The sequence below is a fragment of the Lutimonas sp. genome (assembly GCF_051011215.1).
In the GTDB taxonomy this organism is placed as follows: Bacteria; Bacteroidota; Bacteroidia; order Flavobacteriales; family Flavobacteriaceae; genus Lutimonas.
Genome location: NZ_JBPCUJ010000132.1, coordinates 54,211 through 80,007, shown reverse-complemented (window position 1 = coordinate 80,007; position 25,797 = coordinate 54,211). Strand labels below are relative to the sequence as shown.

General features: G+C 36.9%; 13 protein-coding genes. 2 read left to right on the top strand and 11 right to left on the bottom strand.

Going from position 1 to position 25,797, the window contains the following annotated elements:
* Positions 1-86: 86 nt before the first annotated feature.
* From ACR2MV_RS12865 to ACR2MV_RS12840, 6 genes are all read right to left on the bottom strand, one after another.
* Entirely contained in the window at positions 87-3,266 is a 3,180-nt protein-coding gene (locus tag ACR2MV_RS12865; protein WP_434022325.1) for a glycoside hydrolase family 2 TIM barrel-domain containing protein, read from the bottom strand.
* Between the two features lie 6 nt (positions 3,267-3,272).
* The gene (locus ACR2MV_RS12860) at positions 3,273-4,538 is read right to left on the bottom strand and encodes a serine hydrolase domain-containing protein (RefSeq protein ID WP_434022324.1); all 1,266 of its coding nucleotides are present in this window, start codon (positions 4,536-4,538) and stop codon (positions 3,273-3,275) included.
* A gap of 14 nt (positions 4,539-4,552) precedes the next feature.
* The gene (locus ACR2MV_RS12855; RefSeq protein WP_434022323.1) at positions 4,553-6,148 is read right to left on the bottom strand and encodes a glycoside hydrolase; all 1,596 of its coding nucleotides are present in this window, start codon (positions 6,146-6,148) and stop codon (positions 4,553-4,555) included.
* Positions 6,149-6,171: 23 nt separating this feature from the next.
* On the bottom strand, positions 6,172-7,677 hold the full coding sequence (locus tag ACR2MV_RS12850; protein ID WP_434022322.1) for a RagB/SusD family nutrient uptake outer membrane protein: 1,506 nt from the start codon (positions 7,675-7,677) through the stop codon (positions 6,172-6,174).
* Positions 7,678-7,696: 19 nt separating this feature from the next.
* A complete protein-coding gene (locus tag ACR2MV_RS12845; RefSeq protein WP_434022321.1) occupies positions 7,697-10,726 on the bottom strand; it encodes a SusC/RagA family TonB-linked outer membrane protein in 3,030 nt (1,009 codons plus the stop codon).
* Positions 10,727-10,834: 108 nt separating this feature from the next.
* The gene (locus ACR2MV_RS12840) at positions 10,835-12,217 is read right to left on the bottom strand and encodes a DUF4625 domain-containing protein (protein ID WP_434022320.1); all 1,383 of its coding nucleotides are present in this window, start codon (positions 12,215-12,217) and stop codon (positions 10,835-10,837) included.
* 251 nt (positions 12,218-12,468) lie between these two features.
* Here ACR2MV_RS12840 and ACR2MV_RS12835 point away from each other — a divergent pair, with 251 nt between their 5' ends.
* Both ACR2MV_RS12835 and ACR2MV_RS12830 read left to right on the top strand, forming a co-directional pair.
* Complete coding sequence (locus ACR2MV_RS12835) at positions 12,469-16,488, top strand: hybrid sensor histidine kinase/response regulator transcription factor (protein ID WP_434022319.1); 4,020 nt, start codon at positions 12,469-12,471, stop codon at positions 16,486-16,488.
* 437 nt (positions 16,489-16,925) lie between these two features.
* Complete coding sequence (locus tag ACR2MV_RS12830; protein WP_434022318.1) at positions 16,926-18,041, top strand: pyridoxal phosphate-dependent aminotransferase; 1,116 nt, start codon at positions 16,926-16,928, stop codon at positions 18,039-18,041.
* Between the two features lie 12 nt (positions 18,042-18,053).
* Here ACR2MV_RS12830 and ACR2MV_RS12825 read toward each other — a convergent pair whose 3' ends face one another.
* The 5 genes from ACR2MV_RS12825 to ACR2MV_RS12805 form a co-directional block, all read right to left on the bottom strand.
* On the bottom strand, positions 18,054-18,929 hold the full coding sequence (locus ACR2MV_RS12825; protein WP_434022317.1) for a helix-turn-helix domain-containing protein: 876 nt from the start codon (positions 18,927-18,929) through the stop codon (positions 18,054-18,056).
* Between the two features lie 675 nt (positions 18,930-19,604).
* Positions 19,605-21,245 (bottom strand): alpha-glucan family phosphorylase, encoded by a 1,641-nt coding sequence (gene glgP / locus ACR2MV_RS12820; protein ID WP_434022316.1) that lies wholly within the window; start codon positions 21,243-21,245, stop codon positions 19,605-19,607.
* A 237-nt stretch (positions 21,246-21,482) separates the two neighbouring features.
* The gene (locus ACR2MV_RS12815; protein WP_434022315.1) at positions 21,483-23,978 is read right to left on the bottom strand and encodes a heavy metal translocating P-type ATPase; all 2,496 of its coding nucleotides are present in this window, start codon (positions 23,976-23,978) and stop codon (positions 21,483-21,485) included.
* A gap of 140 nt (positions 23,979-24,118) precedes the next feature.
* The gene (locus ACR2MV_RS12810; protein WP_434022314.1) at positions 24,119-24,871 is read right to left on the bottom strand and encodes a response regulator transcription factor; all 753 of its coding nucleotides are present in this window, start codon (positions 24,869-24,871) and stop codon (positions 24,119-24,121) included.
* Positions 24,872-25,130: 259 nt separating this feature from the next.
* Positions 25,131-25,796, bottom strand: a complete 666-nt coding sequence (locus ACR2MV_RS12805) for a response regulator (RefSeq protein ID WP_434022313.1) — start codon at positions 25,794-25,796, stop codon at positions 25,131-25,133.
* Position 25,797: the final 1 nt, after the last annotated feature.

Here is a 25,797-nt window from a genome sequence, read left to right as displayed (position 1 = left end):
CTATTTTTTTATAAAAATAAGAATTATTGCCAAAAGGTGAATGAGTCTGTATACCCAAAGCTCAATGCATATTGCAAATGCTATATTTAATTATTTATCGGAAAAATGACAAAGGAATACTCATAAGAATTACCCTTAAGCAAATATTCAGAATGCGTTCTGGCACCCCAGCTATTATCTCCTCCAATTCCCATTTGTCGGTAATCAATTGTTACTGTTGTCAGATCTCTTTCTATAACATCGGTGGTGTGACGATTTTTTACTTCGGTCCCCTGGTGATGCCTTCCATCTGTTCTTTCCAGGGATTCAAAATCTTCCATGAGCTGATGATGGACGCTAAAGTCGATGGTTGGAACTCCAATAATTTTAAGGCCTTTGTTTTTGGCTTCATTGGTCAGCGTAAACCAACGTGTATCACTCTTGTTTCCATTCTCCTGGGGTCTGATATAGGGCCAATACTGTTCAGAAACATTTCCGGAATAAATGCCTAGGGGAGCACCGCTTTTTCTGTCCCAATAGCTTTCAAATGGTCCTCTGCCGTACCAGGTCAACTCCTTCATTTCTGCGTTGAGTATGAGTTGTAGACCAATTCGTGGTGTTTCAGCCATGGACTTGTTTTCTTTTGTCAAGGAGTAGGATACCTGTATGGCCCCATTCCCATTGACCTTGTACTGAAGTATCAAGTTGGCCATTGGCTCATTTTTTTCATTTGAAAATAAGTAGGTAACATTAACTGTCGCAAAACCTTTTTCTGAATGAGAACTTATGGCTTTCAAAGTTCTGTTCTTACTTGCAAAACGCCAATCTTTTGCCCGTTTGTGCAAGTCATTTCCAAAATCATTGTCGATAGGAGCCCGCCAAAAGTTTGGAGTAAAACCCTGACCATCTTTCAATATATTTTCCTTATCCAGTACCAATTCCTTCATGATCCCATCTGTTTTACTAAAACTTATTTTCAAGACCTTATTACTCACAGTTATGGTTTGTTGATCTTCACTTAGAATAACCTTATTGTCAGTTAATGGAATTTGAGTTGATTTAGGATTGGTTAGTATAAATTGTTCCCAGGCGATGCTATGGTTTTCAGGTATTAATCCTTCTGCAGATTTTGTCAATAATTTGGCGGTCAGTATGTACTCTGATGAATCTTTTTCGTCATAACTCAGGGGTAAACTAACTTTAAATTTACCTCCAGGAGATGTTGAAAGTTCATCAACTCTTCCTGAATCAGCCTTTCTGCCATCTTTTAAAAGTTCCCAGTCCAGATAATAGTCGTTCAAATTTGTAAAATGATAGTTATTTGTAAGTTCCAGTTCCTGTTGTTGATTAAATGAAAAATCAACGAATTGATGCACTTTTTTAACTTCCATCAATGATGGTTTAGGTTTCCTGTCAGGATCCACTAATCCATTGAGGCAAAAATTTCCGTCAGAAGGCACATCTGCGGGTCCGAAATCACCACCATATGCCCAGAATTCCTTGCCCTGATCATCCTTTTTGATAAGACCCTGATCTACCCAGTCCCAGATAAAACCACCTTGAAGAACGTCATGTTTTTTCATCATGTCCCAGTATTCTTTAAAGTTACCCACGCTATTTCCCATAGCATGTGCATATTCACAAAGAATATACGGTCTGTCTTTATGAGTGTTAGCATATGCCTCAAGCTGGTCAATTGTGGCATACATTGGCCCAACGATATCTGTATTTCTATTTAAGCCAGCTTGTTCAAATAGCACATATCTATTTGAATCTCGTTTCTTGATCCAATCATATCCTTCATAAAAAACAGGTCCATTACCGCATTCATTTCCCATGGACCATATAATAATTGAAGGATGATTTTTATCTCTTTCAACCATATTCTTAATTCGGTCCATATGCGCAGCTTTCCATTCTGGCCTGTAAGCTACGTGTTGAATCGTATCAAAACTACCCTGATGTTCAGCACCCATCCCGTGAGATTCTATATTTGCTTCATCAATTACATACAAGCCATAGATGTTGCACAATTCATAAAATCTTTCAGGCTGTGGATAATGAGATGTCCGTACAGCGTTAATATTGTGCATTTTCATTGTTTTGATATCCTTTATCATAGTAGCTTCGTCTACATAGTGACCTGTACGATCATGATGTTCATGAAGATTCACGCCTTTGAGATATACTTTTTTACCGTTTATCTTTAGTAAGCCATTTTCAATTTGCACATTTCTAAATCCTACCTGAGTTGTGACATATTCTAGTACTTGTCCGTTAGCATCCTTTAAAGAGATCAACAATTGGTAAAGAGTAGGCTTTTCAGCACTCCATGCGTCTATATTTTTGATTTGTTCTTTAATACTGAATGAGTTATTCTCTCCATTATCAACAACTTTTTCCTCTTGACGAAACACAGATTGGTTCTGATTATCGTATAATTCAATGAGAATAGCTAATTCTTTGCCCTCACTTTTAGCAAGCAAAACATCCAAAGAGAGTATACCATCGTTATAATTGTTTACAAGCTTAGAACCAACTTCAAAATCGGCAATATGATCCCGATTTCTTGATAAGAGATAAACATCACGGGTAATCCCACCAAGTCTCCAAAAATCCTGATCTTCTAAATAACTGGCATCTGACCATTTGAATACCTCTACAGCAAGTAAATTTTCTCCTTCAACAATATGGTCATTGATCAGAAACTCGGCCGGAGTTTTACTATCTTCACTATAGCCGACTTTATGACCATTTATCCATATATTCATGGCCGAACTTACAGCTCCAAAATGAAGGTATACATCACTATCCAGCATTTTTTCATTAACATTGAATGTGGTTCTGTAAGAGCCTACAGGATTGTAATGAGCCTGAATTACAGGAGGTGTTTTTTCATGCGGGTATTTCACATTGGTATAAATAGGATATCCATAGCCCTCAAGCTCCCAATTTGATGGTACATTAATTTTTTTCCAGTCTGAAACGTCATAGTCTTTTTTGTGAAAACCGACCGGTCTGTCTGCAGGTTTATCTACGATATTGAATTTCCATTTTCCATTCAAGGATGTATAAAACAAGGATTTGTTGGATTCATTTTGTAAGGCCATTTCCTTGTTTTTAAACGGAATAAAAGAGGCTCTGGGATTTTCTTTGTTTCTGGAAAAAATTTCTGGATTCTCCCAATCATTTATAGAACCTGTTTGGCTAATTTGATCATTATATTGTTGCTTTTGTGAGCAAGTAGAAAGGCTAAATAATAGAAATATTATGGATGCAATTTTCATTTGTTTTTACTTTAATTGATGAATTAATTCATAAACTAATTTTTGATATTTTCCATGGATATCAACCTGATTATTCGGATACATTTGCAAGAGTAAGATGGCATTCATGTTTAAATGTGGATCCGCCCAGCCATAGGTATCAAAGAAGCCTCCGAATCCAAACGAACCTTTTGACATAAAACCGTTTTCGGCACCTTTTGAATTAGTTACCCATGTTGAAAAGCCTTGATCGGAATCACCATCATCAAATTCGGTCTGTTTGCTTAGCATCATTTTAACAGAATTTTCTGATAACACTCTAGTGTTTTTATAGATTCCTCCGTCCATAATCATTTGAATAAAGTGGGTGTAATCTTCAGCGGTTCCACATAAATCGGCGCCACCTGAATAAAACTGTCTGCTCTCCATCAAGGGGTACTCAATATCACTATAGCTAGCCGGTAGTAATTTTTTACCGTCTTCAGAAGGCTCATACACTTGCACTAACATTTCTCTTGATTCTTTAGGAATAATAAAATACGAATTTTGCATGTGAAGAGGCTCCAGTAGATTCTCTTTAATATAATAATCATAACGCATTCCAGACACAACTTCAATCAAAGTTCCAAGAACATCATAACTTAAACTATAGATGAAGCTTTTCCCCGGTTCCTGCATTAATGGCAAGGAGGCTATTTTTCTGGTATTCTGTCGAGAGGTCCTGTTGTCTTGACAAAAACCTTCGCTTACATCTTGATGCAATACTAATTTGTTATATTGATCATTTTGAAAACCATATCCTATTCCAGAAGAATGAGTCAATAATTGTCTAACCGTTATATGTGAATTGGTTTGATGTCCTGAAAATGAAGAATCCTGGTGAACAGAATCAAGAATGATCAGGTCTTTGAACTCTGGTAGATATTTTGCAATATCATCATCGAGGTCAAGAAGTCCTTTTTCATTCAATTGCAGAATGGCAGCAGCAGTCAATCCTTTGGTCATTGAAGCGAGACGAAAAATATCCATCGTGTCCTGCTCTTGACCAAGCTCTTTGTTCCTGTGACCATAAGCACGATGAAAAATAATTTTTCCTTTATGCTTAATCAAGGCAACTGCTCCAGGAATTTGATTTTTGTCAACAGTAATTTTAAAAAGAGAATCTATTTTTGACTCTACTTGTGTGATGCTTTTGTTTTCTTTCTTTTTTGTTGGCTCAATTTTATTACATGAATGGTTGAAAAATATGAGCGCTAGAAGGAATACACCTCGAATCAATTGTAATTTGTTCATATATTATAATTGATTTATTGAATTTCAAAGGTCACCATACTTCTTGCGGGTACCTTCCAAACGTCTTCTCCTGAAATTGTTCCTTTATATCGAAGGTTTTCATCTTTTGAGGCCGTGGTTTGGAATACTTTTGCATCATATGTTGGTTTTCCTTCAATTTTTACTTTTACAGGAATTTCTATACTTCTTTGATTTACCATCACTATTACCACCTTGGTACTATCAGGTGACTTATAGGCGGAGATCAATAAGCCGTTGATGGATTGTTCTAAAGATTGATTATCTGACCTTTTAATTTCAACTCGTTGATATCCCTCTCTGATGAATCTTGAATAATGTCCCATGGCCCATAAAATCTTTGATTCATAAACAGTGCCATCGTTCTTGTCCGGATCAATATAAACAAGACCATCTTTATAATCATAAGGACTTACGGCTAGCCACCAACTCCAATGGGAAGCGTTGGCAACAGCAAGATCCGCGTACATTACTCTGCCAAGATAAAGAGCAGGATCAATACCAAGATCTCTGCCATTTCCTTCTATTTCCTCGTTGTTTTCAAGCAGACAATACTCCGTCATCCAGAACTCCATTGTTGGATCTAGTCGATTCATTTTATTAAATACGCTTTTTCTAGTGCTCAAAAGGGTACTTGTTCCATATGTAGAATAATAACTGTGACCAGCGATTTTTTGTGCGAGATTTTCTAAATTACCAAGGTAAGCAGTTGAATTTGGATCAAAAAATGTATTCAATTGATCCCCTCGTCCCGGTTTGTCTGCATTCTCATAGAGATAATTCAGTTTTCCAGCTTCAGCTATTTCAATTTTGGTATTTAATGAGGACTGATTTAGTTTTTCATTTAAAACCTTCGTCACTTCAACTACTTCATCATTTAACCAAGGACTGCCTTCCTGGCCTCCCGTCCAGTCCCATTGAGGCTCATTAAAAGGTGAAATATAGTTAAATTGAATTCCGTCATTACTATACAAGTTCTCAATGACTGCCGCCAAAAACTCAGCAAAGTCATCGTATTTATCCTGATTCAGGTTAGAAGAGGCACCCCCAGATGAATGTGCTTTTCCATTTTTAGTCATGTAAATAGGCGGACTATTTGAAAAAGCTGTAAAATGATCTACACCTCTCAGTTTGGCCGCTTGTAGAAACCATCGTTGGCCTTCATGGGCAGTCCAATCATAGCCCGAATCTGTCATAAATGATTCTGCCCGGCGCCATTCATCATCAATCCCGCTGGGACTTCCCTGTGATGCACTACCTGCACCTATATTAAAACGCCAGCTATTCAAACCAATGCCCTTAGGACTGCCATCAGCTTTTAATTCTCTGCTAAAAAGTAGATCTGCTATCCTATTTCTTTTATCCAACGGCCAGTTTTTACCAACAAATTGCGTTGACCAGGCATCAGAAGCTCCGAAACTGTGAATACTTTGATGTCCTCCGGTTGGAATTACCTGCACTTCTAAATAACTGTTCGGTGGTTGACTGCCACCTCCATCTTCCTCTTCAGAAGACCCGTTACCGCAGCCAAAGAGAATTATTCCAAAAATAAAGAAGGTGAGCGTTTTTAGTATTAATTTAATTTTTTTCATAGTATTACAATGATACTTAATGATTAATAGCCAGGATTTTGTTGAATGTCTCCGTTTGAGAGATCAATTTCTGTTTGTGGAATTGGAAATAAATTATGAATGCCGGCATTGAAATACTTTCCTTCGTCATTTCCTGCATCATAAAGATCGGTACTCTCATTGATATTGTAATTTAAGAAAGATTCCATGGCACTTTGTAGTCTGCCAGATCTCTTTAAATCGTAGTAGCGATGTCCTTCCATAGCTAGTTCAAGCCTTCTTTCGTTAAAAACAGCTGTAAGCAGAGCAGGTCCAGCAGCATTTATTTCATCAACACCTGCTCGTTCCCGTACCTTATTGATGGCAGCCAAGGCTTCACCTTCATTTCCAACATGATAAGCTGCTTCTGCTTTTATCAATAATAAATCCGCAAATCGAAAAAGAATGTGATTTAGACCTGATCGAACGTGTTCATCTTTTGGTGGCCTTTCATCAAAAGAAAGATAATACTTCTTATTAATTCTACCAGTCATATTCTGATCCGGGTCAGTGTCATAAGCAGGATGTTCTTCATCCACATACTCTCCTTCACGGATAATGGTATGAACCCTTCTTGGATCATCGCCCATAAAGTTATCCAGATGACTGCTTGGAGTACAAAAACCCCATCCACCGTCCGCACGACTTCTCGATAGAACAGGCAAGGCACTTCCTGAGTAATAAATGTCGTCATAAGAATGCTGAATTTCAAAAATTGATCCGTTTCCATTTGGGTTGCTAATACTCCAAACATTTTCAAAAGAATCATTCAGATTATGCTCGTTCAGTAATTCCACCTGTTCTGCATAATCATAGGCATCACTAAATTTTTCCTGATAAAGGTATGCTTTTGCTAAAAAGGCTAACGCCGCTCCTTTGGTAGCTCGACCTATTTTGTCCGGAGAAATTTGGCTCTTCGTTGGCAAGAAATTAGCGGCATCTTTTAAATCTAATTCAATTTGACTCCAAATTTCTGCTTCTGAGGACCTTGTAAGGTTTGCTTCCTGTATTGAAATAGGTTCTGTTAACAAGGGAACTCCGCCAAAGTTTTTTACCAGTTCAAAATAGAATACAGCTCTTAAAAATTTGGCTTCTGCTATCAATCCGTCAATTTCTTCCTGTAAAATAGGAGCTTCCGGAATTCTTTCCATGGCTAAATTACATCGGTAAATTCCCTGATATGAAAACCTCCATTTGTATTCGACCCATTCATTAGAAGAGTTGATATTAAAATCTGCAAGGTTTCCAAAGTCACGTTGATCCCCTTCATTGTTGTTTCCTTTGAATGCGTCATCCGAGCTGGCATCACCTACCAGCCAGAAAAAATCAACTTCCCACCAGTCCTGTGGACTAAGTGTAGAATAACATCCTATGATGGCTCCGTCGCATTCCGAATAGTTTGAATAAAAACTATCAAGATTTTGCTTTCCTGTCACTTCGTTGTCTATATAATCTGAACATCCGCTCAGCAATAGAATTAAGGTTAAAATACTATATGATATCTGTTTCATCTTATTAGAATTTAATTCATTAAAAGGCAATGTTTACACCTATGTTAAAAATACGCGGTAGGGGGTAATGTCCCCAATCAACACCCTGAAGGGTCGCGGTTCCTCCTATATCAGGATCTAAACCACTAAATGACGTTGCCGTAAATACATTTTCACCAGTCAAGAACACTCTGAAATTAGTTAAGTTGGCTCTTTCCAGTGTGCTTTGAGGTAATCTGTATCCAAGTTGAATGTTTCTTAATCGGATAAATGAACCGTCTTCGATATAATAACTAGAATACCTGAAATTTTGATTTGGATCATCATTGGATAATCTGGGTTGCGAATTTGTACTTCCTTCACCATCCCAGGCGGCATCATAAAGTCCGGCATAAGAATTATAGTTGCCGGCTCCCGAATTCAAGTAAGGTTTTGCTGCATTTAGCATATCTCCACCATAGGCTCCCGTGAACAGAGTACTCAGGTCAAACCCTCTGTATTCAAATTTCATGGTGAAACCAAAACTTAGATCAGGAATTGGATTTCCTATTTCAGTTCTGTCATCATCAGTTAACTGACCATCATTATTTAAATCTTTAAAACGCATATCTCCCGGTTGAGCGAAAGGTTGAATAATGTTTCCGAATTCGTCAGAATGACTATTGATTTCTGTTCTGTTTTGAAAAATTCCATCAGCTACATAGCCGTAGAATTGGCCAGGAGCCATACCTTCAGCAGTGCGTGCAAGACTATTTAAGCGTTGGTGATTCCCATCCCATATGGCTTCTCCGTCGGCCAAATTGGTCACTTTAGCATTATAGTGAGTTAAGTTCAATATAAAGTTGGTCTTAAACTCATTAAAATCATGTCGGTAATTAATTCCCAAATCAACCCCATTGGTTTTAAAACTTCCAACATTGGCCCATTGGTAAATAAAACCTGCTCCAAGATAAAGAGGAATGCTCTTTTCCATGATCATGTCAGTAGTAGTTCGTGAATACACGTCTAGATTGACACCTAGTTCAGAATTAAAGAATGAAAGGTCTAATCCAAGGTTTATATCTTCAACAGTTTCCCATAATAGATCCGAATTGCCTACATTATCAGGTGCTTGTCCAATCAAGGTATTTTGACCCGCTCCTGAGGTATAGTATTCATTTCCGATGGTTGTAAGTTTTGCTGAGTTAGGTAGAGAATTCCTATTGTCATTTCCAATTTGACCATATCCGGCTCTTATCTTTAAAAGATTGATCCAATCGGTATTATCCATAAAGCTTTCATTTGAAATAACCCATCCAGCAGAAATTGAAGGAAAAACAGCCCATTGGTTCTGTTCCGGGAACAATGATGAGCCATCAGCCCTTACTGTTGCCGTTACTAAATATTTATTGTCAAAATCATAGGAAGCCCTTCCCAGGTATGAAATAAGATTGTAGTTTTCGTTATTTCCAGAAGTGTAAAAGGCTTCAGTTGCTGCATCAAGATATCGCAGAGATTCTGTATTGTTCGGGACATTTTCACCTTCTCCATACAATGTTCTGTGCTCTCTCGATTCAACAATAATACCGCCCATCACATTTAAATGATGCTTATCAAAATCTTTTTGATAGGTAAGAATATTGTTCCAGGTGGTATTGGTTCTGTTGTTATGAGTTCTGCTAACCTTATTAACATCTCTTTTATCAGTTTCCTCTATATAATAATCAGGTTCAAACCAATTGTTTTCGAACGAACTGAAATAGATGTTATATTGAGACTTAAATGACAGGCCTTCAATAATTTCCCAGTTGATATAGAAATTGGCCACAACTCTGGTGTAATTATCTTCGTTAAATGACCTGGCCAATTGACCAAGAGCATTTGGTACATCAGTAATGGTTGGTGAGAAAATACTAAATTCGTTAAGCCCTACTTGTTCATAATCAGGAAGGTAAGGGTCTGTTACAGGCTCTAGTCTATGAACATCCCAAACCAGATTAGGTCCATTGGTTGTTTGCGAATTTGCCAGGGTAAAATTTTCTCCAATAGTAACTTTTTTTCCTAGTTTGAATTCTGTATTAAGACGAACGTTCCATTTTTGGAAATCACTGCCCTTAATGATACCATCCTGATATTGATGTGTCGCACCCGTTGATATTTTCATGGTTTCTGAACCAGAGGTAATATTGACGTTAAAATTGCTCATTGGAGCAGATTGAGTAACTTCATCCCACCAGTCGGTCCCTGTGCCCAATTCTTCAGGATTTGGATATAGCGGACTGTTGCCATCATTTTCTAAGGAAGCATTTATGATACGCCCATATTCAGTGGCATCAGCTAAGGATGGCTTTTTAGCAACACTTTGAAGCCCTCCATTTGCATTGATATTAACTGTTAAGCGATCAATTTTTGCTTGTTTTGTTCTAATAATAATAACTCCATTGGAAGCTCTGGATCCAAAAATTGCAGAAGCAGATGCATCTTTCAAGACCTGAACACTTTCTATATCATCTGGAGATAAGAAATTAATATCATCTAAAGGCACGTCGTCTACTACATACAATGGTGTGTTGTTGTTCAACGTTGAAAGTCCACGAATTGTTACGGTTCCCTCTGAACCTGGTTGCCCTCCACTAGATTGAACTTGAACACCGGGCAATTGGCCTGCAAGGGCATCTTGAATATTGGTAACTGCTCTTTTGGAAAGTTCTTCTCCTTTTACAGTTGAAATGGCACTGCTCATATCCTTCTTTTTAATGGCTCCATAACCAATAAGGACGACCTCTTCAAGTTCTTGAGCATCCTCAATTAAACTTACATCAATAGTTGTATCAGTTCCCACGGTAAATTCCTGAGGAGTGAAACCAACATAAGAAAATACCAAGATATCACCGTTGCTTGCAGTAATCGCATAATTCCCGTCAAAGTCAGAAGCGGTTCCAATCGAGGTGTTTTTAATTAGTATTGAGACTCCCGGAATTGGTTCTCCGTCAAAAGTTACAGAACCGGTTATCTGTTTTTCCTGGGCGTTAGCCAGGCTTATTAATAGCATAAAAGATGCTATTACAATGTGTTTTATTGCTTTCATCATATGAAATTTTTAATTCAAAAGGTTAGATAATGAAACTGTATTCAACTGTCTGAAACGCTCTGAAAAAACAAATCGAATTCAGACAATTGAATTGAACAGTAACACATTTTATTCATAATAATGAATAGTGGTACGTAATAAGAAATAGTCAAAGGTGATAAAGTACCAGCCTGCTTGTCCTAAGAACTTTAAGTCAGAACTTCCATCCCCAACTTTGTTCTTCACATAGTTGATCGGGAATGTCATTTCGCCCCCTTCTTCAAAACCACAGTCATAAGGAGACCATCCATCGTTTTGACCAATGAATTTCAAACTTGTATCATCAGATATCTGAATCCATGCCGTAAAGACGTAGGGATTGCCCCATGGATCTGCATCCATTTTGATAGCGCCATCAGGGTTCCAGTCAAGATTTGGGTAATCAGGATATCCGTTTCCTACGATATACATGTCATTTTTCACTTCAACGTCAACGGTCATTAACTCATAAGTATATTCTAATGTATATGGATTGAATTTAACTCTGTAGTACCCATCACCATCAGGGAAGTTAATCTCTTTACTGTCATCAGAGTTGATCATTTTGGTTTCATCATTGGGATCCAGTCCCCAGTTATTTGGTGCCCAGTCCAATTGACCTACAAACTTGATTCCATAACCCGTCCAGTAGTAAAACTCTAGGACAAACCAATCTTCATTGTCAGGATCCTTCCACATCTGTGAGCTTTTACTGACATCCCACTCCCACCACATAGAGCCACCTACGGCATACATTTGGTTGATCTCATTTTTTTCACCAACGATAACAGCTGTACTACCTGTTTGAGAATTACCAGCCTTATCAACTGCACGTAAAGCCAATATCTGTGTGCCTTCAACTGCATCTGCAGGAACATCAAATGAATCGTCAATTTGATAACTGGTTGTTCCTTCTTCCATCTTAAGCTTCATGTCAATTCCAAAAGCTTCATTATATACAAATATGGAGTCAAGAGATTTATCATCGGTAACATTGATCTGAAGCAGCACATTATCTCCTTTGGCCACGGAAGTACCCGGTGTCGGAGAAATGACCTCAATTTCAGGCTTTATTACATCCATGTCCAAAGTCACTACCACATCGTGTGTCACTTTATTACCTGCAATATTGGTAACTGAAACTTTAATGGTATGAGAAGATTCCGGAGTTTCTTCATCAGGGACGAGAAATTTATATTTTAATAAATACTCCTTTGGTGCATTATCAAACTGAATTGCCTTATCGAGAAACCATTCTGGATATTGCATTTCAACACTTTCAATTCCAATCCCGTCCGAGACCAGACCTTCAAAAATAAATTCATGTCCAGGAGCACTGGAAATACTAGTCGGAAAATCCGGAAATTCAGGAATCACATTGTTGTCAAAATCATCGTCATCATTACATGAGATGAGCATAAAAGATAAAATAGCCAGGCTAAGAAATCCCCTTGTGAATAATTTTTTAATCATGATGTTTGTTTATTTTGAGATTTATCAAGGACTAAATTAGAATCAATAAGGAAGATTAATACTGTATAATTTGTTCAAATAGAAGGGGTATATTAACCAAATCATATTATCGGTTAAATATTAATATTATTTGAATGGAAAATTAATACATTTGGTGAAAAACCATATTTAAACAAGATCCTATTACAAATAATTTGATACGTACTTATCTATTTATATTCATTTTTTTGATTGGGGTTCCAACAATGATTTTGGCCCAATCAAGATTACCGGCAAAACTTAAATTTCATTCGTTAAATGTGGAAGATGGTTTGCCTAATAACACTGTAAATGCAATAGTTCAGGACTCATTGGGTTTTATATGGATTGGAACAAATGATGGACTCTGTCGCTATGACGGAATGAACTACCGATATTATAAAGAGTCACTCAAAGAGCACAATGGTCTTTCGAACAATTTTGTACAGTCTTTGTTTTTAGACAAGGATGGTAAACTTTGGATCATGACTGATCAGGGTTTGAACAAATATGACCCTACCTTTGAACGATTTGATACCTATACAGTTGATGATGGATTGAGTTATAATAGTGTAACCAAAATGACTCAGGGAGCTGATGGTATGTATTACATAGGTACTTATGGGGGTGGATTAGATGTTTTTAACGGAGAAGAATTTATCCGTAATTTTAGTCCTAATAGTGATGATCCTCTGGCATCTTTTCTTATTTCTGATATAGAAATTCAGGGTGAAAACTCTTTATGGGTGGCCACTTGGTATAGTGGAATATGTAAGATTGATCTTAAAGATGGTTCTGTGAAAAACTTTGGGTCTGGAGAGAATACAATCACTCCCTCAGGCAGGATTAACGATATCTATCTTGATCAATCAGGTTTTTTATGGATAGCAACGGATAAAGGATTGACCATATATAATACATTGGATGATTCCTACACCTTAATTTCCATGGAAAACAGTCCTCATCTTGTCGATAATGATATTTTGAGCATATTCGAACATTCCAATGGAGAATTGTGGTTTGGAACGCGAAATGCCGGAATTGTAAAGACACTAAGACGTGAATTATTGTCAAATAAACAAAGCACTGTTTTCAAGGGCCATGCCCCTAACGGAACCGATGAGAGCGTTCACCATCGAACCGTCAATTATTTATATGAAGATGATCAGGGTAATATTTGGATTGGTAGCCACAAGGGGGGTGTTGATATCGTCCAACCATCAGGTGAAATTATTCATTATTATCCAAAATTGACTGAGGATAACTTAAAGGAAACACAAAGTGTTTGGGGCATTAATCAAACCCAGGATGGAAAGTTATGGTTAGGAACAGATGGAGACGGACTTGTTTTGTTTGATCCTGTTTCAAACGAAACAAAGCACTTTAAACATGATTTGGATAACGTAAATTCGCTTAGTGATAATGCCATATTAACCCTATTGGAAGACAGTAAACAGAATGTTTGGATAGGTACATATGCAGGGGGGATCAGTAAGTATCATGTTGATAAAAACCAATTTAAAAATTACATGACGGGTTACCTTCCCGAAAGTATCAATAGTAATGATGTCAGGGTTATTTTTGAGGATAGCAGTGCAAGAATATGGGTTGGATCCAATGGAGGTGGTTTACAACGTTATAATGAAGATTCAGATGATTTTGAATTCATGCAAGAGGTTGGTTGGATAGATATAAGAACTATTGCAGAGGATGGCAATGGAACCTTGTGGCTGGGAACCTTCGGAAATGGTCTTTTATCCTTCGATCCAGCTTCAAATACTCTTAAAGAATATCCTGAAATACAAAAGATCGATAGTCATATAATATTCAGTTTGTATATTGACACTGAGGATCAAATTTGGATAGGAACTCGATATAAAGGACTGTTGAAATTTGATCCTGAAAATGATACTTTGGAACAAATTACAGAAGTAAATGGGCTTACAAATAACACGATTCAGTCCATTGTTCCAGATCATGAAGGAAACATATGGCTTAGTACCAATGACGGAGTTAATATGCTGAATAGAGACACGGGAAATATCATTCAATATAAGAGCAGCAGTGGTATTCAGGCTGGGCAATTCAATAATAATTCAGGATTCCTTTCAAATGATGGTTATCTCGTTTTTGGAGGTATCAACGGGATGAATATTTTCTATCCTGAGTGGGCCTTGAAAAGAAATCTTCCAGAGAAAATTCTCATCACAGATTTTAAATTATTTAATGAATCAGTATCCGTGACGACAAAGGACAAGGAAAGTCCGCTTAAAACCAACATTTCAGAAGCAAATTTATTAACTCTGTCTCATGATCAAAACGACATTACCTTATCTTATGTGGGCCTGAGTTTACCGTTTGCACAGGATTTGAATTATGCCTATAAACTTAACCATTTTGACAAAGACTGGAATTTTGTTGGGAAGTCAACCGCTGCCGTTTATAGAAATATACCTCCAGGCGATTATTTATTTCAGGTTGCAATTGTTGAAGATTCGGGGGAATTAGGTTTGCTAAAGGAGATAACAGTAATTATAAGACCTCCATTTTGGTTAACTTGGCCGGCCATATTAATTTATGGCGCGGTCATAATTGCGGTTTTAATCATGATTGCCAAGTATTATGGAAGACAGATTAAATTAAGAAACTCCTTATTTTATGAGAAAAAACTCAGACAAAAGGAAGCAGACCTTAACCAGGAGAGATTTCGGTTCTTTACTAGTTTTTCTCATGAATTGAGAACTCCATTGACCCTGATTTTAGGGCCTGTAAAAGACATGATTCGAACAGAAAAGAACGAATCTAAACTTGAAAAGCTCCATATGATCAAAAGAAATTCAAACGTATTATTGGAATTGATCAACAAAATGCTTGAATTTAGAAAAACAGAAACGGAACATAATCACCTGGAAATAGGACAGTATTCTTTTGATAATTTTGTTTCTGAAATTCATTCAAATTTTGGATTTTATGCCAATCAAAAGTCCATAAAATTTGAATTGAAAGAAAGTGGGCTATCAGAAATTTGGTTTGATTACAAAAAGATTCAATTGGTCATCAACAATATTTTGTCCAATGCGTTCAAGTATACTCCTCAAGGAGGTTTCATCAGAATGATAATTAAAGAAAAGGAAGGTTGGATTGTTCTTTCGGTTAAAGATTCTGGCCCGGGAATTAGCAATGAAGCTTTGTCCTCTATCTTTGATCTCTATTTCCATAGCGATTTGGATGAAGTAATTGATGGTACTGGCATTGGATTAGCGCTTTGCAAAAAATTGATGGATCTTCACGGCGGTAGAATAGAAGCGAAGAGTAAATTGGGTATGGGTGCTCAATTTAGTATCTATCTTCATAAATCAAAGTCGCACTATGAAGGAATGGAGAATGTAGAATTTTTAACTAATAATCGTTATGTAGTTAGAAAACCATTTTTAAAGAGCTCTTCTTTACCTGAAAAATCAACGGTTGATAGAATTGAAAAAGATGACAGAGTCATACTTGTCATTGATGACAATCAGGACGTGGTGCGCTATGTATCTGATATCTTATCAGGTCAATACAAGATTATCACTGCAAAAGATGGGCAGCAAGGAATTGAAATGGCCTTAAAATATATTCCCGATCTGATTATTTCTGACATTATGATGCCTAATAAATCAGGAACAGAACTTTGCGAAGAATTAAAGAACAGAAGTCAAACAAGTCATATTCCCATTGTATTTTTGACGGCAAAACTTGAAAGTGAAAATCAATTAAAAAGTATGAATTTAGGTGCTGATGCCTATATTACAAAACCCTTCGATTCAGCTTTTTTAAAGGCACGGGTTCAAAACTTATTTTTGAACAGGGTGAAACTGATAAAACATTATCAAGGCAACAAGGAAGAGTCTGTTAGTACAATACCAGAACCTCTGGAAGACAAATTCTTGAATCGAATGGAACAATTGATCATTGAACAATTTGATGGCAAGGATCAGTCTATTCCAGAATTGGCGAAGAATCTTGGATTTAGTCGATCTTCTCTCTACAGAAAAGTAAAAGCGCTGACAGGACTTTCGATTAATCAATTTGTGAGAAAAGTAAGATTAAACAGAGCTGCTAAGCTAATTGATCAGGGTGAAATGAATATTTCACAAGTAGCATTCGAAGTAGGGTTTAATGACTTGAAATATTTTAGGAATTGTTTTAAGGAACAATTCGGTGTGGTTCCTTCAATTTATAGAAAAAGAAAACTTGTTAAAGCAGATTCTTAGATTAAACCATTCAATATGATGACCTGGGTCATTGCATTATTCAATTGAAAACTGTAATCTTCCATTGCATAATTAATTTAAGCGCTTTTGATTGGAAACAAACCTTACATATTTCGACAAATTTGAACTTGAACAAATTGAATTATATCATTATTTATATGATTTGAACGCTGACAAGATGAATGTTGGGGAAGAAATCAAAATAAAAGAAATTAACAAGAATAGGTAATATTTAAAAAACCTTAATATTAAATTCACCTGCAGTTAACAACGGAAAATTAAATTTGAATCTCTTTCAAATATTTTGAATTTGTATGAGTTTTGTTTCGAATGGCCGACATGAAAATGTCGGTCTTTTTTTATTCTAAGCTTTTGGCAGTGAAAAACCAGCCCGGAGATATAGAATTATTTGTATTTTTAGGTTTAAAGCAACTCTTATGAATCAAATTAACAGAAGAAATTGGTTAAGAACCGCAGGTCTAAGTACCGGAATGCTGGTATTGGGAAACACAAGTGCTTTTGGCTTTGAACCGTTAAAAGAGAAATTTGATAGTGACAGACTGGTCATGCTCAATGCCAATGAAAACCCATTTAGCCCTTCTTTTAGAATTCAACAGAAAATCAGTGATAATTTTGATTTGATATGCAGGTATCCGTTTCGAATAGAAGATGAACTTATTGAAGCCATTGCTGCAAAGGAAGGTGTTCCAAAAAATTACGTGGTCATCACCGGTGGATCAACAGAAGGATTAAAAGCGGCGGGTCTTATTTTCGGTAGAGATGGAGGTGAAATAATAGCAGCAGATCCGACCTATCAATCGCTTCTTACGTATGCAGAAAGTCATGGCTCGAAAATTCAGCGTGTTCCTTTAAACGATGCCCTCGAACATGATTTAGAAGCCATGGCAGATAGAATAAACAAGAAGACAGGATTGATATTTATCTGTAACCCGAATAATCCAAGCGGCACCATTATCGATGCCAATACGATGCTTGATTTTTGTAAATCTCATGATGATAAAGCAGTTATATTCAGTGATGAAGCGTATTACGATTATATTACGGAACCTGAATATCCGTCCATGATAGAATTGGTTAAAGAAGGGCGAAACATCATTGTCTCAAAGACTTTTTCTAAAGTGTACGGACTGGCGGGGCTCCGCGTTGGATACCTGATTGCAAAACCCGAAATAGCTACTCAATTAAAAAAATCTGTGATGGCCAACACCAATGTTCTGGCGATCAAAGCTGCTCAGGAAGCCTTGAAGGATGATGACTTTTACAAATATAGTATTGCTAAAAATATGGAAGCCAAACTGTTTTTGTATAAAAGCTTTGATGAACTGGATTTAAGATATGTTCCTTCACATTCCAACTTTGTGTTTTTCGAATCAGGCAGGCCGATTACACAATTGCAGGAGCAAATGAAGAAAGAGCAAATTCTGATAGGAAGACCCTTTCCACCTTTGCAAGATTGGGCTCGCATAAGTACAGGCAAGATGGAGCATATGAAACTATTTGTTCAGGCCCTGAAAAAAGTGATGTCTGATTAATCAGGTAGTATATTATTCTTTATCAAAATAGCTTTTAAAATTTCCAGTATAGAATCTCGGGTGGTATTCTTGACCTAGAATATCTTTTTGAATAGGTTCTTCCCATAAAAGTTCCAGGCCCAATTGATTATTAACGTCATAGGAATCATATCGCATGGTATACGAACAGTATTCATAATCTTTCGAATCAATATTTTTAAAAAACTCTAAATACTGATGGGCCAAATAAAATACATTATCGTTACAGTCCGCCGTAATATCATAATTGAAAAAAACAGGCTTTTCCTGCGTCTTATAATTCACCAAATCCGTCAGTTCAATGTCAACATCTTTGATTTCCTGCCGTCTTAATTTATCGTACACCTCTATTGAAAGGGGTAAAACAATACAATGACCCGAATAGTTTTGAAAATCATCCATGATGATTAAATTTAGGCCCGGCAATAATTCAATAGCCTTCGATAATACTGCCCTGGATATTAATTCCTGCTTATTTTTTTGAAGTATTAAATCCTTGAATATAAAATCTTTATCTGTAGAGAGTTCGATTGTTCTTATTCTATTTGAAAATTCTTTTACACGGTCTTTGAACCAATCTGCATTTGGCAGATCATTATTTAATCTGTTCAAGGAATATTTTCTGATTCTAAAATCATAATAAGTGGGAATTGGAACAGCGGCATTTAAATTTCTAATAAGCTGATAGGGGAGCAATGTTTCTTCAACAATTTCTTTTTCCTTATCCGGTTTGATCAATGTGATATCTTTCTCCCAGCGCTGAATGGTTCGAATATCAACATTGATCAATGATGACAAGTCGAGCTGGGACAAGGTGTGCTCTTGTCTATAATCGATTAGCAATTCTCCTATTGAAAGATATTGTTTCATAAATGGTATTTATTTCCTTAAAAATAATGATTTTTCAGGTATTTTTTGAGGTACTTATCATTCGAACATAAAAACGTCTATTCTTAATACATTGTAATTCTATCGATCAGTATTTGTTCCGGGGATATTAAAATCACTGTACCTGAACAAAAATTTCAATAGTTAGACAAAAACATTGATTTTTTATCGATGTCTTAATAAATATGCTTTTGATGATAAAAATATTGCCGTAATTATTAACAAAAAACTGGATAAATAAGAATTGAATTAAAGCAGTAGTATTATAAAAAACGAGAGAGGAAAGGATGCTTAGGCCACTATATTTAGGGTGTTACAAAATTCAACTAATTATAAAGTATTGATTTTTAGTATGTTTAATTTAATATTGGATTCTGTTAATAATTCTTAAACATTTTTAATGTGTAATTAGTACATAATAGAAAAAAATTCGTAATTTCGAAATGCGTTTCAAAATACTCGGGGGAAAAGTTTTGAAACTAACCTAACCTGGCAGATTTATCTGTCAGGTTTTTTTGTAGAATTCAGTTCGAAATTCCTTCTACAAAACCGATACTAACTTTGGAATTGAACCGGTATTTCAGGGTACTAAAAAAGGTCAAAAAATGTAAGAATGTACATTTTCTGACCTTTAATCGAATCAAAATTCTATGTGGCTTAAAACAGTTTCTTATAGTACTGATCTGCCATTCTGTGGCTTGTAAATGCTGGAATCACACCGTCCATTGCCTTAAAGACAATATCCTGCCATTTTTCCGGAGCATCGTAATACGTTGGTATTACTTTATTTTCCAAGATGTCATATAAATTATCGGCATCCATTTTATCCTGATCCCAATGAGGAATTTTATAATCTACTTCAGGTAATACAAAACAATTCTTACCATTCTTTTGAAATTCTGGAATCCAGCCATCGTTAATGGAGACATTCACAGATCCATTCATCGCGGCTGTCATGCCGCTTGTACCAGATGCTTCACGTGTTATTCTCGGTGTATTTAACCATACATCAGAACCATCTTTTAATCTTCGGGATAAATCAATCTCATAGCCTGTCAATACCGCCAGATTCGGTTTTTGCTTTGAGTAGTTTACCAAATGATTAAAAATATCAATGGCGTAGAAATCATATGGATAAGGTTTACCTGCCCAAATGATTTGAACCGGATATTTGGCATTAGAAATGAGTTTTTCAAATCTTTGAAGGTCATGAAGCAATAAATCTGCTCTTTTGTACCCGGCAAAACGACGTGCCCAAACAAAGGTTAATACCTTTGGATCCATCGTTTTTCCAGTCTGAAGTGCTACTTCATTAAATAGATCTTGTTTAAGTTCCAGTTTTCTCTTTTGATAGGCTTTCACCTGTTTTCTTTCCCAGGTTCTTTTGACTACTTTATCCTGCCAGAAACTTTGATTTTGAGCATTCGTGATTGGAATGATCGGACAGGTCCCAGGATAGTCCTTCCACATATCTTTGGCGACTTTGGCATGTAATTTAGATACGGCATTGGCTTTTTTAGCCATTCTCAATGCAGCAACTGTATAATTCACCATTCCACCATTTACCATTTCCTTTTGCAATTCCTCTTCGTTCAGGTTTCTTCCAAAAAATCCACATCTGTTAAGATGACGCGCATCTCTTTCTTCATTACCAGCCTTTTCCGGAGTATGCGTTGTAAATACCAATTGATTTTTCTTAACTCCTTGATCTCTCAAATAATAGAAGGCAGGAAGCCCGTGACCTTCATTTAAATGATACACATCAGATCCTCCAAGAGCTTCAACAACCTTTGCACCTCCAATTCCAAGAACAATGCTTTGTGAAACCCTTGTTACTTCATTTGCATCATATAAGTGGTTGGTAATAGTTCTTGATAAATGATCATTGCCTTCCACATCAGTGCTTAGGAAATACATGGGTACCGTACCAAAGATTTCTGGTTTTAATACATATGCTCTTACCTTTACATGTGGATTATCGTGTAACTGAACTTCAACTTCAATTCCAGTATCTTCTAAAAAATCAAATGTCTTTTCATTGAACTCGGTACGTAAGGTCTGGTCATCGTTTCTTGCCTGATCATAATAGCCGTATTTCCATAACATACCAATACCGATCATGTTTTGTTTTAATTCAAAACCTGACCTCATATGAGAACCTGCCAAGAATCCAAGTCCACCTGAATAAATATTAAATGCCTGGTCTATTCCAAACTCCATACTAAAATAAGCGACCTTTTTCTTATATGCTGTTGCAATTTTATAAGGATGGTGCCATGAACTATATTTGTTTTCCATTTTCTTTTGCTATTTGAAAAAATTAAGGTGCAAAGATAATGAATAATGTAGTATTGAAACATAAATTTTAACAGAGAATCCATTATTAAAAGCTGAATAAGAAACTACTGGGTTATAAGAATATTTCGGAATAGTTTTAAGGTAGAAACTATTCAACGTCCTCATGTAAATACCAGCAGCAACAACAGGAAAACAATGGTATGCATCTTGTGCCTGGTGGCCATCTATGTACATAACTTAGATGTTTATTTTCCTCAGTCGTAAGGCATTGGCAATTACGGAAACCGAACTAAAACTCATAGCCAAAGCAGCAATCATAGGAGATAAGAGAACCCCAAAAAACGGATACAAAATACCAGCTGCAACGGGCACTCCAATGGTATTGTATATCAAGGCGAAAAATAAATTTTGTTTGATGTTCTTCATCACGCCATGACTTAGATTTTTTGCTTTCACAATTCCGTATAAGTCTCCATTTAATAATGTGATAGAGGCAGTTTCTATCGCAACATCCGTACCGGTTCCCATGGCAATGCCAACATCACTTTTTGCGAGGGCAGGGGCATCATTAATTCCATCTCCTGCCATCGCAACAATATGACCTTTTTGTTGCAGAGTTTCTATTTCCTTGAGCTTATCTTCTGGTAAACAGGAGGCTTTAAATCCGGAAAGTCCCAATTCCCTGGCAACATAGGCCGATGTATTTGCATTATCTCCAGTAAGCATGATTACCTGAATTCCCTTGTCTATTAAAGTGGCTATGGCAGATTTACTTGATTCTTTAATGGCATCGCTGATCACCAAAAATCCAAGGACCTTATCATCCTCTAAAACGTAGCTCACAGTTTTACCTTTGACTTGATATTCTATGGCGGCTACTGCATATTTTTGATCTAATGAAACACCTAAGGCATCCATCATTTTAGCATTACCCACGGCTACTTTTTTTTGATCAATAACACCAGATACACCCTTACCGGTTAAGGATACAAAATGCTCAACTTTTTCAGGAGCAGTATCTTTGGATTTCCCAAAAGATACGATTGCGGTGGCCAGCGCATGCTCACTTAACTGATTCAATGAGAAACTATAACTTAAAATCTCATCTTCAGAGCAGTCGTCAAAAGCTATTATTCGTTCCACACTGGGTTTCCCTTCCGTTATTGTGCCTGTTTTATCCAGGATCAGCGTATCCACCTGATCCATTTTTTCCAGCGCCTCTGCGTTTTTAATGAGTACTCCGTTTTGTGCTCCCTTTCCAACGCCCACCATCACTGACATCGGAGTTGCCAACCCCAAGGCACAGGGGCAGGCAATAATTAGAACAGCAATGGCATTAACCAAAGCAAAAACATGGGCAGGAGCAGGGCCCCACAACACCCATACGGTATAGGTTATAATGGATATAGCAACCACTATGGGTACGAAATAGGCGGCGACCCTATCTGCCAAACTTTGAATCGGTGCTCTGCTTCTGCTTGCTGAGTTGACCATCTGAATAATCTGAGACAATAAGGTGTCGGAACCTACTTTTTCTGCTTCCATTAAAAAGCTCAGATTTCCGTTGATGGTTCCTCCAATTACCTTGTCTTTTATTCTTTTTGTGACGGCCAGGGGTTCTCCAGTAACCATCGATTCGTCTACAAGGCCTTCGCCTTCCGTGATGAATCCATCTACAGGGATTTTATCTCCTGGTTTAACCCTTAAGACATCTTTTGGCTTGATCTGCTCAGTGCTAATTACCTGTTCAATTCCATTTTGAATGAGGTAGGCTTTATTAGGAGCCAACTTTAGCAGTTCTTTTACCGCAGCATTTGTTTTACTATGCGCTTTTGCCTCCAAGACCTGTCCCAAAAGTACCAGAGTCAAAATGACGGTGGCGGCTTCAAAATAAACATGTACCGAACCGTTACTGTTCTTAAACTCAGCCGGGAAAAAATTAGGAAAGATCAAGCCAAATAAGCTAAAAACCCAGGCAATGCCGGCCCCGATTCCAATCAAGGTGAACATGTTTAGGTTCCAAGTTTTAATGGAGCGATAAGCCCTTTGAAAAAATATCCAACAGGTGTAAAATACAACTGGAACTGAGAAGAATAACTGAACCCAATTCCAATAATATTGATCCATTATTCGATACAACGGATTGTTTACAACCATTTCGGACATGGCTATCATAAAAACAGGTAGGGTAAAAAAAACGGAGAGCCATAGCTTATGGCGCAATTTTAAATAATTCTTTTCTTCTGCACTTGGCTCGGGATCAACAGTTACCAAATCCATGCCACAAACAGGGCAGTCCCCAGGCTGATTTTTTATAACTTCAGGATGCATGGGGCATGTATATTGTTTGATAGCTGCTGAATCAACCTTTTGCTCTTCCACTAAATCCATTCCGCATACAGGACAATCTCCGGGTTTTTCATAGATCTTGTCTCCTTCACAATGCATTGGGCAATAAAACTTCCCTGTGGGTTGTCCTTTGGAAACTTTTGATTTGTTGGAAGGTTTTCTCAGGGTGGTTCCCACAGGATGAATGGTATAAGAACCTCCATGACTTGACAGTGCTTTTTCAAACACCTCTATTGAAACCGGGCTCACTGATTCAACCTGGGCAATACCTTTTTCTAAGTCCACCTGTACTGACTCAACTTGGGGCGGTTCAGAAAGAAGTTTTTCAACATGGTTCTTACAACCATTGCATGACATACCCTGTATCTGATACGTTTTCTTCATTATGAATAAATCAATAATGTCTTTTAAAGATGCAAAAATAGTCTTTTAATCCCTTCTATTAGATGAATTCAGATCATTATTTGACCGGGAACAGATGGATGTTAGGTAGCCTGACTTGGAAATCTACAGTTCAAAAATGATTAAATCAAGCCTCGTTCTCTGCAATAGGAAATTAACTCATTTGTACTGTGCAATCCAGATTTTTTGAAAAGATTTTTTCTATGAGTGGCCACAGTATGCGCGCTGATAAATAATTTATCACCGATCTCAGTATTCGTGTGACTTTTTTTCATTTCACTGGCTATTTCCAATTCTCGTGGAGAAAATAGATTTCTGAATTTTTCTGAAACCATTTTCTTATAAACAAGTTCTTGCTCCTTATTGGATTGAAGTGTCCAAGCCATGTCACAACTGGATGAGATAAAATCTATATCACTAAATTTTATCAAAAGTTTGGTTAGTTGATTTTCATGGCTTTCGTAGACACTAATCTGACATAGAATTTTAATATATGATTTATTTCTTTTTTGAACTCTGCATGTAAATGTTAGCCCGGTGCTGCTCTGAGCTAAAAAATGTGATTCGCAATACTCGATATACGTACGAAACAGGTGCTTTAAAAGAGGAAGATGCTTCTTAAAGCAAATTTGTACTACGTCTTTAAGCATTGACATTTTTTTAGAATACCCTAAAAGCGGCGTGAATCCCGTTGCATTTAAAATGCTACCATCTGTCACATCTAAAACAAACTGTCCCTCATTTTGTACTTTTATTCCTTCAGTATTCCTTCCAATTGCCTGCTTAAAATCGATAAGTCCTGCAATTTTTACAAGGGCCTCCGTATTTCTCGCTTCACACGAATTGTTTAGCTCTAAGGAATATTTATTTTTCATCATTTTGGTAAATAATGAATTAAATGAAGAATTGGGATTTCCCTAAGTTGTGAAATAAACCACGAGGGAATGAAATCATTACAGAATCGGAAAATCCCTTTGATCTCATGCGTTAAATCATAAGACACTTTTTCCTTATCATTAAAAATTCAGATGGCTTACATCTTCGCTTTAATTCATGCTTCAAACTTAAATTAGAATACCAGTAAATCCTTACGGCATTCCGTAAAACATAAAATTATTCGAAAGAATAGTGCTTTTAAATCAGACCCAGGTCCTTGGCCTTGGCAACCAAATGAATAGCATTGTTTGCTTTGAACTCAATCTTGAGTTTATTGAGTCTTTTTTCAATAGTGCTCAGACTTGATGGTTTAACCCCTTCATTTTTCAGTTCAGCGCTAATTTCTTCCTGCGACTTTCCTTTCGAGAGTTTATCCAGAAGGATAAGATCAAATTCCTGCACTTCAAAATCTTGTTGCGGGTTCAACGCATGGCTGATTTGTTCAGATAGAAAAATCGTATCCTTAAAAACAAGCTCTACTGATTTTGAAAGGTCTTTTAAACCATGGCGCCCCTTGGATACATATCCATGGATGCCCAGATCATTTATCAGGTGTCTGATTTTTTGCGCCCGATCTTCTATTGAATACATAATGATTTTAATCTCAGGGTAATGTTGTCTTACCACTGAAGCCAAGGCATCACCCGAAGCAATTTTCTGGGTTCTGTGATCCAGATTAAAGGAGAGGTCGGTGATTAATAATTCAAACTGCGCGCCATCCAGGGCAGCTTTTTTAATCTTTAAAAGCGCGTCATCACAATACTGAACCTGCTGAATATCAACAATGCCCAGTTCCTCCAGTGTTGACACGATACCTCTGCTGATATCATCCATGTCTTCGGCGACTAAAACTTTACCAAACATA